The following is a 16,999-nucleotide window of genomic DNA, read 5'->3' on the forward strand; positions in this document are numbered from 1 at the left end:
TTTGTTCCGCCCCAGCTTTCAGGATTATCCCTTAGTATGTTGAAAAAATTTCGTGGCATGTTTTCCAATGACCTGTCCATTGACCTGGGTACCGCGAATACCCTGATTTATGTAAAAGGACAAGGCATCGTATTGAATGAGCCTTCCGTGGTGGCCATTCGCCAGGATCGTGCCGGTTCACCGAAAAGTGTGGCCGCTGTCGGCCATGAAGCGAAGCAAATGTTGGGCCGTACTCCGGGCAACATTGCTGCTATCCGCCCGATGAAAGACGGTGTTATTGCCGATTTCTTCGTGACCGAAAAAATGCTGCAACACTTTATTAAACAAGTGCACAGCAACAGCTTCATGCGTCCAAGCCCGCGTGTTCTGGTCTGTGTGCCGGTTGGCGCAACCCAGGTTGAACGTCGCGCTATTCGTGAATCCGCGCAGGGCGCAGGCGCCCGTGAAGTATTCCTGATTGAAGAACCGATGGCAGCCGCAATTGGCGCAGGCTTACCGGTTTCCGAAGCGACCGGCTCCATGGTTGTTGATATCGGTGGTGGTACGACCGAAGTTGCGGTTATCTCTCTGAACGGCGTTGTCTATTCTTCTTCCGTGCGTATCGGTGGTGACCGTTTCGATGAAGCGATTATTAATTATGTGCGCCGTAACTACGGTTCTCTGATTGGTGAAGCGACCGCAGAACGTATTAAACACGAAATCGGTTCAGCCTATCCGGGTGACGAAGTGCGCGAAATCGAAGTCCGTGGCCGTAACCTGGCTGAGGGTGTACCGCGCGGCTTTACCCTGAACTCTAACGAAATTCTGGAAGCGCTGCAGGAACCGCTGACCGGCATCGTCAGCGCTGTGATGGTTGCGCTTGAACAGTGCCCGCCGGAACTGGCGTCCGATATCTCTGAACGCGGCATGGTATTGACCGGTGGTGGCGCATTGCTGCGCAACCTTGACCGCCTGTTGATGGAAGAGACGGGCATTCCTGTTGTAGTTGCAGAAGATCCACTGACTTGCGTAGCGCGCGGCGGCGGCAAGGCGCTGGAAATGATCGATATGCACGGCGGCGACCTGTTCAGCGAAGAATAGTCCGCATCAGCGCTGGAGCGATACGTCGCTCCGGCGCTGTCTGGCCTGAGAATACGCAAAGCCTATGAAGCCAATTTTTAGCCGTGGCCCGTCACTGCAGATTCGCCTTTTCCTGGCGGTTTTGGTGGCGCTTGGAGTCATTATTGCCGACAGCCGCCTCGGTACGTTCAGCCAGATCAGAACGTACATGGATACTGCCGTCAGCCCTTTCTATTTTATTTCCAACGGTCCTCGTGAATTATTAGATAACGTGTCGCAAACACTGGCGTCACGCGATCAACTTGAGCTTGAAAACCGGGCATTGCGTCAGGAACTGCTGCTGAAAAACAGCGAACTGTTGATGTTAGGACAGTACAAGCAGGAGAACGCGCGCCTGCGTGAACTGCTGGGCTCACCGCTGCGTCAGGATGAGCAAAAAATGGTGACCCAGGTGATTTCCACGGTGAACGATCCCTATAGCGATCAGGTGGTAATCGATAAAGGCAGCGTCAACGGCGTGTACGAAGGCCAGCCGGTGATCAGCGACAAAGGCGTGGTCGGTCAGGTGGTTGCGGTTGCAAAACTCACCAGCCGTGTATTGCTGATTTGCGATGCCACCCATGCGCTGCCGATTCAGGTGCTGCGTAATGATATCCGCGTGATTGCCGCTGGCAACGGCTGCACAGATGACCTTCAACTGGAACATCTGCCCGCCAATACCGATATTCGCGTTGGCGATGTACTGGTGACCTCCGGTCTGGGCGGTCGCTTCCCGGAAGGATACCCGGTGGCCGTGGTTTCTTCGGTGAAACTGGATACACAGCGTGCGTACACCGTGATCCAGGCGCGTCCGACGGCGGGGCTGCAACGTCTGCGTTATCTGCTGTTGTTGTGGGGGGCCGATCGTAATGGCACCAATCCGAGAACGCCGGAAGATGTTCATCGCGTGGCCAATGAACGTTTGCTGCAAATGATGCCGCAGGTGTTGCCGTCCCCTGATGCAATGGGGCCACCTGCGCCAATGCCCGCGCCGGCGACCGGAATTACGCAGCCGCCGCCGCAAGTCTCTCCGGGAGGGCAATAGTGGCAAGTTACCGTAGCCAGGGGCGCTGGGTTATCTGGCTCTCGTTTTTCATTGCTCTGTTGCTGCAAATCATGCCCTGGCCGGATGACATTCTCGTCTACCGGCCAAATTGGGTTCTGCTTATTCTGCTCTACTGGATCCTGGCGTTGCCACATCGCGTAAATGTCGGTACGGGTTTCGCGATGGGTGCCATACTGGATCTGATTAGCGGCTCTACACTGGGTGTACGTGCGCTGTCGTTAAGCATCGTTGCCTATCTGGTTGCACTGAAATTTCAGCTTTTCCGGAATCTGGCGCTCTGGCAACAGGCGCTGGTGGTGATGTTATTGTCGTTAGCGACTGAAGTGATTGTCTTCTGGGCGGAATTCCTGGTGATTAACGTCTCGTTCAAGCCAGAAATTTTCTGGAGCAGCCTCGTCAGTGGCGTGCTCTGGCCGTGGCTTTTCCTGTTAATGCGCAAGATCCGCCAGCAGTTCGCGGTGCAATAAGGTTTTTATGAAAGATATCTGGCTTGCTTCCGGTTCCCCCCGTCGTCAGGAACTGCTCACTCAGCTGGGCGTGACTTTCGAGCGCATCATCCCGGGTATAGAAGAACAGCGTCAGGCGCAGGAAACCGCCCGGCAATATGTTACGCGGCTTGCGCGTGAGAAAGCGCAAGCGGGTGTCGCCATGGTTACCCAGGATCTGCCCGTCCTTGGCGCTGACACCATTGTGATATTTAATGGTGAAGTGCTTGAAAAACCGAAAGACTCCTCGCATGCTGCCAGTATGTTGCGTCAACTTTCCGGGCAAACACATCTGGTGATGACGGCAGTGGCGCTGGCAGACCGCCAGTACCTGCTCGATTGTCTGGTGGAAACAGAAGTGACCTTCAGGGCATTATCAGAAGCGGACATTGCCGCTTATGTTGCAAGCAAAGAGCCGCTGGATAAAGCCGGTGCTTATGGTATCCAGGGGTTAGGTGGCTGTTTCGTCAGGAAGATTAACGGTAGCTATCATGCCGTTGTGGGTTTACCGCTGGTGGAAACCTGGGAATTGCTGAGCAATTTTAACGCACTGCGCGAGGGAAGAGATAATCATGACGGCTGAATTACTGGTCAACGTAACACCATCGGAAACACGCGTCGCTTATATTGACGGCGGCATCCTGCAAGAAATTCATATTGAGCGCGAAGCACGGCGCGGGATAGTAGGCAATATCTACAAAGGTCGGGTCAGCCGGGTTCTGCCGGGTATGCAGGCGGCTTTTGTAGATATTGGACTGGAAAAGGCGGCGTTCCTTCACGCCTCCGACATTATGCCGCACACCGAATGCGTTGCCGGGGAAGAGCAGAAGAACTTCACCGTTCGCGATATCTCCGAGCTGGTCCGTCAGGGGCAGGATTTGATGGTACAGGTGGTGAAAGATCCGCTGGGTACCAAAGGCGCGCGCCTCACTACCGACATCACACTGCCTTCGCGTTACCTGGTGTTTATGCCCGGTGCAGCGCACGTTGGCGTTTCGCAGCGTATTGAAAGCGAAGCTGAGCGCGAACGCCTGAAACAAGTGGTCGCGAGCTACTGCGATGAGCAGGGCGGTTTTATTATTCGCACGGCGGCGGAGGGTGTATGTGAAGACGATCTCGCATCTGATGCGGCCTATCTGAAGCGCGTCTGGACAAAAGTGATGGAGCGCAAAAAGCGCCAACAGACGCGTTGCAAATTATACGGCGAACTGGCGCTGGCCCAGCGTGTGCTGCGTGATTTTGCTGATGCTCATCTCGACCGGATCCGCGTGGACTCGCGCCTGACCTTTGAAGCGCTGCTGGAGTTTACCGCCGAGTACATTCCGGAAATGACCAGTAAGCTTGAACATTACAGCGGGCGGCAGCCGATTTTTGATCTGTTTGACGTTGAGAACGAAATTCAGCGTGCGCTGGAGCGTAAAGTCGAGCTGAAATCCGGCGGCTATTTGATCATTGATCAAACCGAAGCGATGACCACGGTGGACATCAACACCGGCGCGTTTGTGGGGCATCGCAATCTTGACGACACCATTTTCAACACCAACATTGAAGCCACTCAGGCGATTGCCCGCCAGTTACGCTTACGTAATCTGGGCGGGATTATCATTATTGATTTCATCGACATGAATAATGAGGATCACCGCCGTCGCGTGCTGCACTCGCTGGAGCAAGCGTTAAGCAAGGATCGGGTGAAAACCAGTATTAATGGTTTCTCCCAGCTTGGGCTGGTGGAAATGACCCGTAAACGCACACGCGAAAGCGTGGAGCATGTACTGTGCAATGAGTGCCCCACTTGTCATGGCCGTGGCACCGTGAAAACGGTCGAAACGGTGTGTTATGAGATCATGCGCGAAATTGTGCGCGTGCATCATGCTTACGACTCTGACCGCTTCCTGGTATATGCCTCTCCTGCCGTTGCCGAGACACTGAAAGGCGAAGAATCGCACGCGCTGGCGGAGGTAGAAATCTTCGTTGGCAAGCAGGTCAAAGTGCAAATCGAACCGCTCTATAATCAGGAGCAGTTCGACGTCGTAATGATGTAATTTCGCTGCGTGCAGCGGCACGAGCGGATTTGTGGGTAGGTTGACAAGGAGAGAGGCGTGAGGCGACTGCCGGGGATATTGCTGCTTACAGGCGCGACGCTGATCGTCATCGTGGCGCTGCTGGTGAGTGGGCTGCGCCTTGTTCTGCCCCATCTGGATAGCTGGCGCCCACAGATCCTGGCGCAAATTGCATCCCACACGGGGGTTCCGGTACAGGCAAGTCAGTTGCAAGCGCGCTGGCAAAACTTTGGCCCTGAACTGGACGTCCGCGATATTCACGCCACGCTAAAAGACGGCGGCGAACTCTCCATTAAGCGCGTTACGCTGGCGCTGGATGTTTGGCAAAGCTTGCTGCACCTGCGCTGGCAGTTCCGCAATCTCACCTTCTGGCAGTTGACCGCGCATTCCAATACACCGCTGCAGCGCAATGACAGCGGCGACGCTATCGAAGCCGATCGTATCAGCGATCTTTTCCTGCGCCAGTTCGATCACTTTGATCTGCGCGACAGTCGTATTAGCTTTTTGACGCTCTCGGGCCAGCGCGCCGAGCTGGCGATCCCGCAACTCACCTGGCTTAACAGTGGCGATCGCCATCGCGCGGAAGGGCAAGTGAGCCTCTCCAGCCTGACCGGGCAACACGGCATTATGCAGGTGCGGATGGATCTGCGGGATGACAATGGGTTGCTGAACAATGGCCGTGTCTGGTTGCAGGCGGACGATATTGACGTTAAACCCTGGCTTGGCCAGTGGATGCAGGACAACGTTGCGTTGCAGAGCGCACGTTTTAGCCTCGAAGGCTGGATGACGCTGAATAAAGGCGTAGTAGAAAGTGGCGATGTCTGGCTCAAGCGTGGTGGTGCCAGCTGGCAAGGGGATAAAGCCCCACACCGTATGACGGTGGATAACCTGACCGCGCATGTTTCACGTCAGCAGCAGGGCTGGCAATTTGATGTACCTGTAACGCGTATTGCCATTGACGATCGCCCCTGGCCGCAAGGTTCATTGAGCTTTGCCTGGGTTCCGGCCCAGGAAGCTGGTGGTGCAGAGGGTGTTCGCAGCGATGAACTGCGCGTGCGCGCCAGTAATCTCGAGCTGCGCGGGCTGGAAGGGTTGCTGCCGATCGCCGAAAAAATCTCGCCGCAGTTGTACAACATCTGGAGCACCATGCAGCCCAGCGGCCTGCTGGAGACGCTGGCGCTGGATATCCCACTGCAGGCCACGGATAAAACCCGTTTCCAGGCTCGCTGGAAAGAGATTGCCTGGAAACAGTGGAAGCTGCTGCCAGGCGTCGAAAACCTGAGTGGAACGCTGGCGGGGAGTATTGGCGACGGGCGGCTGATGATCACGATGGCGCAGGCGAAAATGCCTTACGAATCGGTGTTCCGCGCGCCGCTGGAGATAGAAAAAGGCGATGCCACACTCAGCTGGCAGAAAAATGAGCAGGGTTTCCAGCTGGATGGACGTAACATTGACGTGCAGGCTAATGCGATCCACGCTCATGGCGGGTTCCGCTATCTTCAGCCGCAGGGCGACGAGCCCTGGCTGGGGATCCTGGCCGGGATTAACGTGACCGATGGCGGCCAGGCATGGCGCTATTTCCCGGAGAATCTGATGGGTAAAGCGCTGGTGGATTATCTCAGCGCGGCGATTCAGGGCGGTCAGACCGACAATGCGACGCTGGTCTATGGCGGAAATCCACGGCTCTTCCCTTACAAACACAACGAAGGCCAGTTTGAAGTGCTGGTGCCGCTGCGTAATGCAACCTTCGCTTTCCAGCCAGACTGGCCAGCGCTGAAAAACCTTGATATCCAGCTCGATTTTATTAATGACGGCTTGTGGATGAAGAGTGATAACGTGGCGCTGGGCGGCGTAACCGCCAGCAACCTGACGGCCACTATTCCGGATTATGTCAAAGAGAAGCTGCTGATCGATGCGGATATCAATGGGCCGGGCAAAGAAGTGGGGCCCTACTTTAAGGAGACACCGCTGCATGACTCGCTGGCCAGTGCATTAGATGAGCTGCAAATTGATGGCGACGTCCGCGCGCGTTTACATCTTGATATCCCGCTGGATGGTGAACTGACCACCGCCAAAGGCGATGTGGTGCTGAACAATAACAGTCTGTTTATCAAACCGCTTAACAGTACGCTGAAAAACCTCAGCGGCAAGTTCAGTTTTGTGAACGGCAATTTGCAAAGCGAGCCGTTGCAGGCAAGCTGGTTCAATCAGCCGCTGAATGTGCATTTTTCCACTACCGAGGGCGATAAAGCCTACCAGGTGGCGGTTAATCTGGACGGTAACTGGCAGCCGTCGCGTACTGGCGTGCTACCTTCCCAGCTTAACGATGCCTTGCGGGGCAGTGTGGCGTGGAAGGGGGATGTGGGCATTGAACTGCCGTACCACGCCGGGGCGACCTATAAAGTTAACATTGATGGCGATCTGAATAATCTCGCCAGTACGCTGCCGCCGCCGCTGGATAAGCCGTCGGGTAAAGCGCTACCGCTCAAACTGAAAGTGGAAGGCAATTTACGCAGTTTTGACCTGACGGGCAGTGCCGGAAGCGAAAACCACTTTAATACCCGCTGGCTACTGAATAATAAATTGACCCTCGATCGTGGGATCTGGACGTCAGACAGCCGCACGCTCCCGCCGCTGCCGGAACAGACAGGGCTGGAGCTTAATTTACCGGCGATGAACGGTGCGCAGTGGCTGGCCCTGTTCCGAAAGGGCGTGGCAAATAATGTCAGCTCGTCGACCTCTTTCCCGGAGCGCGTGACGCTGCGTACGCCAGCGCTGACGATGGGCGGCCAGCAATGGAATAACCTGAGCATTGTGTCGCAGCCGCAGACATCCGGTTCGTTGATTGAGGCGCAGGGGCGCGAAATCAGCGGTACACTTACCGTGCGTGAAAATGCTCCCTGGCAGGCAGCTATTCGCTATCTCTATTACAACCCGTCGACGAATGCGCCAGATGATGAGGATATTTCCTCGCCTACGACGCTGTTGCGCGGTAAAACCCGCGTGGACTTCACCGGCTGGCCAGATTTGCAACTGCGCTGTGCGGAATGCTGGTTGTGGGGGCAAAAGTATGGCCGCATTGACGGCGATTTCGACATTCAGGGCGATACGCTGACGCTGAAGAATGGTCTGGTAGACAGCGGATTTGCCCGTCTGAGCGCCGATGGCGAATGGGTAAACCGCGAAGGAGCAGAACGGACATCTATCAAGGGCGTACTGCGTGGCGATAAGCTCGATTCGGCGATGGGCTTCTTCGGCGTGCCGACGCCAGTGCGCGGTTCGTCATTTGATATCAATTACGATCTGCACTGGCGTAACCCGCCCTGGGAGCCGCAGGAGGAGTCGCTAAACGGCATCCTGCGTACCCGGCTGGGTAAGGGGCAAATCACCGATATCAGTACCGGTCATGCCGGGCAGCTATTACGCCTGTTTAGCGTTGATTCGCTGCTGCGTAAATTGCGTTTTGATTTTAGCGACACCTTTAGCAGTGAAGGGTTCTGGTTCGACGCTATTCGCAGTACTGCGTGGATCAAAGATGGCGTGCTGCACAGCGACGATACGCTGGTTGACGGGCTGGAAGCCGATATTGCGATGAAAGGTTCTGTCGATCTGGTGCGGCGTCAACTGGATGTTGAGGCGGTTGTGGCGCCAGAGATTTCGGCCACGGTCGGCGTGGCGGCAGCTTTTGCTGTTAACCCGATCGTCGGCGCGGCGGTGTTCGCCGCCAGTAAAGTGCTGGGGCCGTTATGGAATAAAGTCTCCATTCTGCGTTATCGCATTACCGGGCCGGTGGATCAGCCGCAAATCAACGAAGTCCTGCGCCAGGCGCGTACGGATAAAAAGCAATGATTTGACGGCACCCGCGAATTGCCTCAAGCTCCTTATATCGCACTTTTTTATTGCCCGATGTGGCGGCAACGACGAGTAAATAATGATGAGTCTTAATCTGGTGAGTGAACAACTGCTGGCAGCGAATGGCCTGAACCATCAGGATCTGTTTGCCATTCTTGGCCAACTGACCGCGCGTCGTCTTGACTACGGCGATCTCTATTTCCAGTCGAGCTATCACGAATCCTGGGTCCTGGAAGACAGCATCATTAAAGATGGCTCTTACAATATTGACCAGGGGGTCGGTGTGCGCGCCGTGAGCGGCGAGAAAACCGGTTTTGCCTATGCCGATCAAATCAGCCTGTTAGCGCTGGAACAGAGCGCGCAAGCAGCCCGCACCATCGTGCGTGAGAACGGCGATGGTAAGGTTAAAACCCTCGGTGCGGTAGAGCATCACTCTTTGTATACCAGTATCGATCCGCTGCAGAGCATGAGCCGTGAAGAGAAGCTGGATATTTTGCGCCGCGTAGATAAAGTCGCGCGGGCGGCAGATAAACGTGTGCAGGAAGTTTCCGCCAGCCTGACCGGCGTTTACGAGCTGATTCTGGTTGCGGCCACTGACGGTACGCTGGCGGCAGATGTACGTCCGCTGGTACGCCTGTCGGTGAGTGTGCAGGTTGAAGATGACGGTAAACGTGAGCGCGGATCCAGCGGCGGCGGCGGTCGTTTTGGTTATGACTGGTTCCTGCAAGATGTTGATGGCGACGTGCGCGCCGATGCGTGGGCAAAAGAGGCTGTTCGTATGGCGTTGGTTAATCTGACTGCTGTTGCTGCGCCTGCCGGTACGCTGCCCGTTGTGTTAGGCGCGGGCTGGCCAGGGGTGCTGCTGCATGAGGCGGTCGGTCACGGGCTGGAAGGCGACTTCAACCGTCGCGGCACATCGGTGTTCAGTGGCCAGATGGGGCAACTGGTGGCTTCCGAACTGTGTACCGTGGTGGATGACGGCACCCTTCTCGATCGTCGCGGTTCGGTTGCGATTGATGATGAAGGCACACCCGGTCAGTACAATGTGCTGATCGAAAATGGGGTGCTGAAAGGCTACATGCAGGACAAGATGAACGCGCGACTGATGGGCGTTAAACCGACTGGTAACGGGCGTCGCGAATCGTATGCGCATCTGCCTATGCCGCGTATGACCAACACCTATATGCTGGCGGGGCAATCTACGCCGCAGGAAATTATCGAATCGGTTGATTATGGTATCTATGCCCCGAACTTCGGCGGCGGCCAGGTGGATATCACCTCCGGTAAATTCGTCTTCTCGACTTCTGAAGCCTACCTGATCGAAAAAGGTAAAGTGACCAAAGCGGTGAAAGGCGCGACGTTGATTGGCTCTGGCATTGAAGCTATGCAGCAGATCTCAATGGTGGGTAACGATCTGAAACTGGATAACGGCGTTGGGGTCTGCGGTAAAGAGGGGCAGAGCCTGCCGGTTGGCGTAGGCCAGCCGACGTTGAAAGTGGACAACCTGACCGTCGGCGGTACGGCCTGATTACGGTTTTCTCCTCTCCCTGCGGGGAGAGGAGCCTCACACCCTGCGCCCCTGCATGCCTTTGTAGACCTGCGCAACCTCAATAAAATATTCCGTCAGATAATTAATACAGACCTGCACTTTGAGCGGCAGTTTGTCCTTTTCGGTATACAAGGCGTAGACCGGTCGGGGATCTGACTGATAGCGTGGCAGCAGGATCTCCAGCGCGCCGCTGTTGATCTCATCGATCACCCACATTAAGGGCACAAAGGCGAGGCCTGCGCCAGCGGTCAGCCAGCGGGTCAGCGTCATCGGATCGTTGGTCACAAAGCGCCCTTGTGGGATCAGGCGTGTCGAGAGTCCTTCCGGTGCCACCAGTTCAAACTCATTATCCGGCCGAACGCTATATTCCAGCCATGAGTGGTTGGTCAGGTCGGCGGGTTTTTCCGGCACGCCGTACTGGGAGAGATAACTTTTGGCGGCACACACCACCATCGGCATCGCGCCGAGACGGCGTGAGAAGAGGCTGGAGTCCTGCAACGCGCCTACGCGGATCACCACGTCCAACCCGTCGGCAATCAAGTCCGGCGCCGGGATCCCGGTCACCAGGTTGACCGATAACCCCGGATGCTCTCTCAACATATCGGCTGTCATTTTTGCCAGAACATTTTGCGCCATGGTTGAAGAACTGCCAATGCGCAGCGTTCCGATGGGGGTATTGTTAAACGCGTAGAGTTGCTCGTGGACATCCTGTACTTCGTGCAACATTCGGCGGCAGCCTTGATAATAAATCTTTCCGGCTTCGGTAAGCCCGAGGCTGCGCGTGCTGCGGTTCAGCAGCTTAACCTGTAATTCATCTTCCAGTTTCGCCACCGTCTGACTGATGGACGAAACGCTCATTTGTAACTGTCGGGCTGCGGCGGTAAACGATCCCAATTCCACCACTTTGGCAAATACCGACATGCGTTTGAGTCGTTCCATTATTCACTCTGACTTAAAAGTGATTTAGATCACATAATATAGATAACAGCATAACAGTTACGTTAATATACTGTTAGTTGAATAATTACCCACGGGGGCGGTCAAACCACCCTGGGTTAAATAAAACACGTCACTCTCGCCTGGCTTTTCTTGCCCTTACTCCTGCGGTGACGTGAAAAAGAATTGTCACCTGCACGTTCTCTAACCAAGGTCAACATGAGTCTGTTTCCCGTAATCGTGGTGTTCGGTCTGTCGTTCCCACCGATTTTTTTCGAATTAATTTTGTCACTGGCGATCTTCTGGCTGGTGCGCAGGGTGCTGGTCCCGACAGGGATCTACGATTTTGTCTGGCACCCGGCGTTATTTAATACTGCGCTGTATTGCTGCCTTTTTTACCTGCTGTCGCGCCTGTTTGTCTGAGGTAGATGTGAAAACACTAACAAGAAATATCTCTCGCACTGCTATTACTATGGTGCTGGTTGTCCTGGCGTTCATCGCTATTTTTCGCGCCTGGGTTTATTACACAGAATCACCGTGGACGCGTGACGCGCGCTTTAGCGCGGATGTTGTCGCCATTGCGCCGGACGTTACCGGGCTGGTGACGGCGGTCAATGTTCACGACAACCAACTGGTGAAACAGGGCCAAGTGCTGTTCACTGTCGATCAGCCTCGCTACCAAAAAGCGCTGGAACAAGACGAGGCCGATGTCGCGTACTACCAGGCGCTGGTTAACGAGAAGCGTCGTGAAGCCGGTCGCCGTAATCAGCTGGGCGTCCAGGCCATGTCGCGGGAAGAGATCGACCAGGCCAACAATACGCTGCAAACCGAGCTGCATCAATTAGCCAAAGCCGTGGCGACCCGCGATCTGGCAAAACTGGATCTGGAGCGCACGGTTATCCGCGCGCCAGCCGATGGCTGGGTAACTAACCTTAATGTCTACGCAGGGGAGTTTATCACCCGTGGTTCCACCGCCGTCGCGCTGGTGAAGCAGAACTCATTTTATATTCTGGCCTATATGGAAGAGACGAAGCTGGAAGGCGTCAGGCCTGGGTACCGCGCGGAAGTGACACCGCTTGGCAGCAACCTGGTGCTGAAAGGCACGGTTGATAGCGTTGCCGCCGGGGTAACTAACTCAAGCAGCAGCAATGACAGCAAAGGAATGGCGACGGTTGATTCCAACCTTGAGTGGGTGCGTCTGGCTCAGCGCGTGCCGGTGCGGATCCGGCTGGATCAGCAGAAGGGCAACCTGTGGCCGGCCGGGACAACTGCTACCGTGGTGGTTACCGGAAAATCCGATCGTGATGAAAGCCAGGACTCTTTCTTCCGCAAAATGGCGCATCGTCTGCGTGAACTGGGGTAATCGCTATGGGGCTGTTCTCAATTGCCAGCCAGCATCTGCGTTTTGCCTGCAAGCTGGCCTTTGCTGTTGTGCTGGCGCTGTTTGTCGGTTTTCACTTTCAGCTTGAAACCCCGCGTTGGGCGGTGATGACCGCCGCTATTGTCGCTTCCGGCCCGGCGTTTGCCGCCGGGGGTGAACCCTATTCCGGGGCGATTCGCTATCGGGGAATGCTGCGCATTGTCGGCACGTTTATCGGCTGTGTTGCCGGGCTTGCCATCATCATCACCCTGATCCGCACGCCGCTGCTTATGTTGCTGGTGTCTTGCATCTGGGCCGGATTTTGTACCTGGGTCTCTTCGCTGGTGCGTGTCGAAAACTCCTATGCATGGGGTTTATCGGGCTACACGGCGTTAATCATTGTGATCACTATCCAGACAGAGCCGCTGCTGGCACCGCAGTTTGCGGTGGAACGTTGCAGTGAAATTGTAGTGGGGATTATCTGCGCCATTGTTGCCGATCTGCTCTTCTCGCCGCGCTCCATTAAACAGGAAATTGACCGCGAGCTGGACGCGTTACTGGTTGCGCACTACCAGTTGATGCAGCTATGCATTAAGCATGGCGACAGTGAGGAAGTCGATAGCGCCTGGGCTGCGCTGGTACGCCGAACCGCCGCGCTGGACGGCATGCGCAGCAATCTGAAGATTGAATCGTCTCGCTGGGGGCGCGCCAACCGCCGTCTGAAAGCCATAAACACCTTGTCGCTGACGTTAATTACCCAGGCCTGCGAAACCTATCTTATTCAGAACACGCGCCCGGAGCTCATCACCGGTACTTTTCGCGAATTATTCGATGCGCCAGTCGATACCGTGCAGGATGTTCACAGGCAGTTAAAACGGATGCGCCGCGTGATCGCCTGGACGGGTGAGCGGGAAACCCCCGTCACCATTTATAGCTGGGTTGGTTCGGCCACCCGCTATCTGCTGTTAAAGCGTGGGGTAATCGGCAATACAAAAATCAGCGCCGTTGAAGAAGAGGTATTGCAGGGTGAGGCGGTCGTGAAACCCGAATCGGCTGAACGACATCATGCCATGATTAACTTCTGGCGTACCACGTTGTCGTGCATGCTCGGTACGCTGTTCTGGCTGTGGACGGGCTGGACTTCCGGCAGTAGTGCCATGGTGATGATTGCGGTAGTGACCTCGCTGGCGATGCGCTTGCCCAACCCGGTGATGGTAGCCAAAGACTTTATCTACGGTATGTTATGGGCCTTGCCTATTGGCTCGCTCTACTTCCTGATCATTTTGCCGTCAACGCAACAAAGCATGCTGCTGCTCTGTATCAGCCTCGCGGTGCTGGCCTTTTTCATTGGTATCGAGGTGCAAAAACGGCGGCTGGGTTCGCTTGGCACCATGGCGGGCACGATCAATATTCTGGTTCTTGATAACCCGATGACCTTTAAATTCAACCAGTTTCTCGACAGTGCGCTGGGGCAGTTAGTCGGTGTGGTGCTGGCGATGGTGGTGATCCTGCTGGTGCGTGATAACTCGCAAGCGCGTACCGGGCGAGTGCTGTTAAACCAGTTTGTTTCTGCGGCGGTGTCGGCAATGACCACCAATACCGCACGGCGTAAAGAGAACCATCTGCCTGCGCTGTACCAGCAACTGTTCTTATTGTTGAACAAGTTCCCTGGCGACGTGGCGAAATTCCGTCTGGCATTAACGTTGATTATTGCCCACCAGCGCCTGCGCGATGCCCCCGTGCCAGTCAATGACGATCTGTCGGCATTCCATCGCCAGTTACGCCGCACAGCCGGGCAGGTGATTTCCGCAAGTTCCGACAATAAGCGCCGCCGCTACTTTACCCAGTTGCTGGAGGAGCTGGAGATCTACCAGCAAAAGTTGCGCTACTGGGATGCCCCCGCCCAGGTGACGGAGCCGGTGCACAGGCTTACGGGCATGTTGCATAAGTACCAGCACGCACTGACCAGCAGTTGACCCTGCCCCAAACCGACGCCAAAAGCGTCGGTTTTTTTATGGCTATACTTGGTGTGAGCTTTCATAACGCACAGATCAGGAGGACAAATGACCACGCAGGCACTGCAGGACAACGCGCTTTTCCAGACGGGCTATCTGGTTGATGGCGTCTGGAAATCGCTGGATACCACATTTGACGTTCTGAATCCGGCCACCGGAGAGGTAATCGCAAAAGTGGCAAAAGCCGGTAAAAAAGAGACCGAAGAAGCGATTGCTGCGGCGGCCAGGGCGTTTCCCGCGTGGCGGGCAAAAACCGCCAAAGAGCGCTCCACCATCCTCTATCGCTGGTATGAACTGATTATTGAGAATAAACGTTGGTTAGGGCAATTAATGACCACCGAGCAGGGGAAGCCATTGAAAGAGGCCGAAGGCGAGGTGGAGTATGCGGCCAGCTTTATTCAGTGGTTTGCCGAGCAGGCAAAACGCGCTAACGGAGAAATTATCCCGCCGATTAAACCCGGCTCACACATTCTGGCCACCCGCGAACCGGTGGGGGTGGTGGCGGCAATAACACCGTGGAACTTCCCGATGGCAATGCTCACGCGCAAACTCGGCCCTGCGCTGGCGGCGGGTTGTACCGGCGTGATTAAACCGGCAAATAATACACCGCTGAGCGCGTTTGCCCTGCTAACGCTGGCGAAAAAAGCGGGCGTACCGGATGGCGTGCTGAATGCGGTTGCCGGGAACACGTCCGAAATCAGCGACGCAATCATGGCCAGCCACGACGTGCGTAAAATTTCCTTTACCGGTTCGACTGCAGTCGGAAAAACGCTAGTGCGCAATGCCGCCGAGACGATGAAAAAAGTGTCGATGGAGCTGGGCGGCAATGCGCCTTACATTGTTTTTGAGGATGCGGACATCGATGCGGCCGTTCAGGGGGCTATCGCCAATAAATTCCGTAACGCCGGGCAGGTTTGTGTCAGCGTGAACCGCTTCTATATCCATGAATCGGTCTACGACACTTTTACGCAGAAACTGGCGACAGCGGTGAGTGCCTTGAAAGTCGGCAATGGCCTGGAGGAAGGGGTCGTTGTCGGGCCTCTGATTGAGCCTGCGGCCATCGATAAGGTGCGCGAACATGTCGAGGATGCGGTAGCCAAAGGCGCAAAAATTCTGGCGGGCGGTAAACCGCATAGCCTTGGCGGTAACTTCTGGCTACCTACGGTGCTGGGTGATTGCAGCGATGGCATGAAACTGGCGCAGGAAGAGACGTTTGGCCCGGTTGCGGCTTGTTTCCGCTTTACCACCGAAGAGGAGGTGGTGAAACGCGCGAATGCGACGCCATATGGGCTGGCGGCCTATTTCTATACGCAAAACCTGCAACGAGTATTCCGTGTGTCGCAGGCAATCGAAAGCGGCATGATCGGCATTAATGAATGTGCGGTATCTACGGAACTGGGACCATTTGGCGGGGTGAAAGAGTCAGGGCTGGGACGGGAAGGGTCGGTACTTGGCCTGGAGGAATTTCTTGAAGTCAAAACCCTGCATCTTGGTGGATTGTAAACATCCGGGCGGCGTTCGCCGCCCGTCAGGCTGGTGGCGGAGACCATGAATATCTACACCTTTGATTTCAAAAATATTACTGATCAAAGTGCTTTCTATCGCGAATTTTCCCGCCAGTTCGCTATTGAGCGCGAGAAAGTTCACGATCTCGATTCGTTGTGGGATACGGTAATGGAAGGCACGCTACCGATGCCGCTTGAGATCGAGTTCACGCATTTGCCTGAAAGGCAGCGTCGGCGCTTTGGCGCGTTGATTCTGCTCTTCGATGAAGCCGAAGAGGAACTGGAAGGGCAGTTGCGTTTTAACGTGCGTTAAGCGCAAAAAAAGCCCCTGACAGGCAGGGGCAAGTCGTCGGACAGGACGACGAGGGTTTATTTATACAGTTCCGCTGTGACGTGGGTATGATCGCCAGTACGCGCCTCGACAATGCGGTAGCTGCTGGCGCCAGCCTGGTCAGCTTTTGCTGATAATTCCTGACGGATATCCATCGGTACACCTGCGACCTGCGAAACAGAAACGCTGCCCATAGGCTGCAGATTGTTGGCCTGATCGCTATTGATCAGTGTTGCGGCGCTGGCACCAAAAGAGAGTAAAGATGCAAGGCCAAGGGATGCGATGATCAGATTACGTTTCATTGTCTTTCTCCTGAATAGCGTCTCTGCGGCGAGAAGGATTGAACGGCTTTTTTTATACCTGGTGCCGCGAGACGATAATGACATAGGGTTTTATCGGTAAAACTTATTTGTACAGTTCGGCAGTGGCGTGCCACTGGTCACCGGTACGGGCTTCGATAATGCGATAGGCTGAAGCACCCTGCGCATCCGCTTTTTTGTTCAGTTCAGCACGCATATCCATCGGGGAAGAGGCGACTGAGCTTACGGACACGGTACCCAGCGACTGGCGCGATTGCGCTTGATCGGCATTGATTGAATCCGCTGCGAAAGCACCGAATGACAGTGCAGAGAGGATACTCAGTGTTGCTACAGTTGATTTGATATTCATGATATTTACCTCGTCGTATTCTTTGCTTTCATTTTTCCTGGGGTCTTGTTTCGTGACCCTCATCACAAAATCA

At 55.3% G+C, this 16,999-nt stretch carries 15 protein-coding genes; 12 read left to right on the forward strand and 3 right to left on the reverse strand.

Annotated elements, in window-relative coordinates; all coding sequences use genetic code 11:
• The first annotated feature begins 36 nt into the window (after nucleotides 1–36).
• From mreB to tldD, 7 genes are all read left to right on the forward strand, one after another.
• The gene (gene mreB / locus RTX30_RS16120; RefSeq protein WP_006818047.1) at nucleotides 37–1,080 is read left to right on the forward strand and encodes a rod shape-determining protein MreB; all 1,044 of its coding nucleotides are present in this window, start codon (nucleotides 37–39) and stop codon (nucleotides 1,078–1,080) included.
• Between the two features lie 64 nt (nucleotides 1,081–1,144).
• Nucleotides 1,145–2,143, forward strand: a complete 999-nt coding sequence (gene mreC / locus RTX30_RS16125) for a rod shape-determining protein MreC (RefSeq protein WP_312691187.1) — start codon at nucleotides 1,145–1,147, stop codon at nucleotides 2,141–2,143.
• The gene (gene mreD, locus RTX30_RS16130) at nucleotides 2,143–2,631 is read left to right on the forward strand and encodes a rod shape-determining protein MreD (RefSeq protein WP_312691188.1); all 489 of its coding nucleotides are present in this window, start codon (nucleotides 2,143–2,145) and stop codon (nucleotides 2,629–2,631) included. Before mreC ends, mreD begins: the two co-directional genes overlap by 1 nt.
• Nucleotides 2,632–2,638: 7 nt before the next feature.
• The gene (locus RTX30_RS16135; RefSeq protein WP_312691189.1) at nucleotides 2,639–3,232 is read left to right on the forward strand and encodes a nucleoside triphosphate pyrophosphatase; all 594 of its coding nucleotides are present in this window, start codon (nucleotides 2,639–2,641) and stop codon (nucleotides 3,230–3,232) included.
• Nucleotides 3,222–4,691, forward strand: a complete 1,470-nt coding sequence (gene rng, locus RTX30_RS16140) for a ribonuclease G (RefSeq protein ID WP_312691190.1) — start codon at nucleotides 3,222–3,224, stop codon at nucleotides 4,689–4,691. Before RTX30_RS16135 ends, rng begins: the two co-directional genes overlap by 11 nt.
• A 57-nt stretch (nucleotides 4,692–4,748) precedes the next feature.
• The gene (gene yhdP, locus RTX30_RS16145) at nucleotides 4,749–8,558 is read left to right on the forward strand and encodes an AsmA2 domain-containing protein YhdP (RefSeq protein WP_312691191.1); all 3,810 of its coding nucleotides are present in this window, start codon (nucleotides 4,749–4,751) and stop codon (nucleotides 8,556–8,558) included.
• Between the two features lie 85 nt (nucleotides 8,559–8,643).
• Nucleotides 8,644–10,089: a metalloprotease TldD gene (gene tldD / locus RTX30_RS16150; RefSeq protein WP_312691267.1), complete on the forward strand. Its 1,446-nt coding sequence runs from the start codon at nucleotides 8,644–8,646 to the stop codon at nucleotides 10,087–10,089.
• Between the two features lie 36 nt (nucleotides 10,090–10,125).
• On the opposite strand, the gene aaeR is transcribed toward tldD, so the two are convergent.
• Complete coding sequence (aaeR, locus tag RTX30_RS16155) at nucleotides 10,126–11,049, reverse strand: HTH-type transcriptional activator AaeR (RefSeq protein WP_312691192.1); 924 nt, start codon at nucleotides 11,047–11,049, stop codon at nucleotides 10,126–10,128.
• A gap of 216 nt (nucleotides 11,050–11,265) precedes the next feature.
• Here aaeR and aaeX point away from each other — a divergent pair, with 216 nt between their 5' ends.
• The 5 genes from aaeX to RTX30_RS16180 all read left to right on the forward strand — a co-directional run bounded on the left by aaeX (nucleotide 11,266) and on the right by RTX30_RS16180 (nucleotide 16,239).
• A complete protein-coding gene (aaeX, locus tag RTX30_RS16160; RefSeq protein ID WP_061492969.1) occupies nucleotides 11,266–11,469 on the forward strand; it encodes a p-hydroxybenzoic acid efflux pump operon protein AaeX in 204 nt (67 codons plus the stop codon).
• A 7-nt stretch (nucleotides 11,470–11,476) separates the two neighbouring features.
• The gene (gene aaeA / locus RTX30_RS16165) at nucleotides 11,477–12,409 is read left to right on the forward strand and encodes a p-hydroxybenzoic acid efflux pump subunit AaeA (protein ID WP_312691193.1); all 933 of its coding nucleotides are present in this window, start codon (nucleotides 11,477–11,479) and stop codon (nucleotides 12,407–12,409) included.
• A 5-nt stretch (nucleotides 12,410–12,414) separates the two neighbouring features.
• A complete protein-coding gene (gene aaeB, locus RTX30_RS16170) occupies nucleotides 12,415–14,382 on the forward strand; it encodes a p-hydroxybenzoic acid efflux pump subunit AaeB (RefSeq protein ID WP_312691194.1) in 1,968 nt (655 codons plus the stop codon).
• 87 nt (nucleotides 14,383–14,469) lie between these two features.
• Complete coding sequence (locus tag RTX30_RS16175) at nucleotides 14,470–15,924, forward strand: NAD-dependent succinate-semialdehyde dehydrogenase (protein ID WP_312691195.1); 1,455 nt, start codon at nucleotides 14,470–14,472, stop codon at nucleotides 15,922–15,924.
• A gap of 45 nt (nucleotides 15,925–15,969) precedes the next feature.
• Nucleotides 15,970–16,239, forward strand: coding sequence for a hypothetical protein (locus RTX30_RS16180; protein WP_312691196.1), 270 nt, complete (start codon nucleotides 15,970–15,972; stop codon nucleotides 16,237–16,239).
• Between the two features lie 56 nt (nucleotides 16,240–16,295).
• On the opposite strand, the gene yhcN (RTX30_RS16185) is transcribed toward RTX30_RS16180, so the two are convergent.
• Both yhcN (RTX30_RS16185) and yhcN (RTX30_RS16190) read right to left on the reverse strand, forming a co-directional pair.
• The gene (gene yhcN, locus RTX30_RS16185; protein WP_312691197.1) at nucleotides 16,296–16,559 is read right to left on the reverse strand and encodes a peroxide/acid stress response protein YhcN; all 264 of its coding nucleotides are present in this window, start codon (nucleotides 16,557–16,559) and stop codon (nucleotides 16,296–16,298) included.
• A 103-nt stretch (nucleotides 16,560–16,662) separates the two neighbouring features.
• Nucleotides 16,663–16,926, reverse strand: a complete 264-nt coding sequence (gene yhcN, locus RTX30_RS16190) for a peroxide/acid stress response protein YhcN (protein WP_312691198.1) — start codon at nucleotides 16,924–16,926, stop codon at nucleotides 16,663–16,665.
• Nucleotides 16,927–16,999 lie beyond the last annotated feature (73 nt).

The organism is Kosakonia sp. (assembly GCF_032052965.1).
Taxonomy (GTDB): domain Bacteria; phylum Pseudomonadota; class Gammaproteobacteria; order Enterobacterales; family Enterobacteriaceae; genus Kosakonia.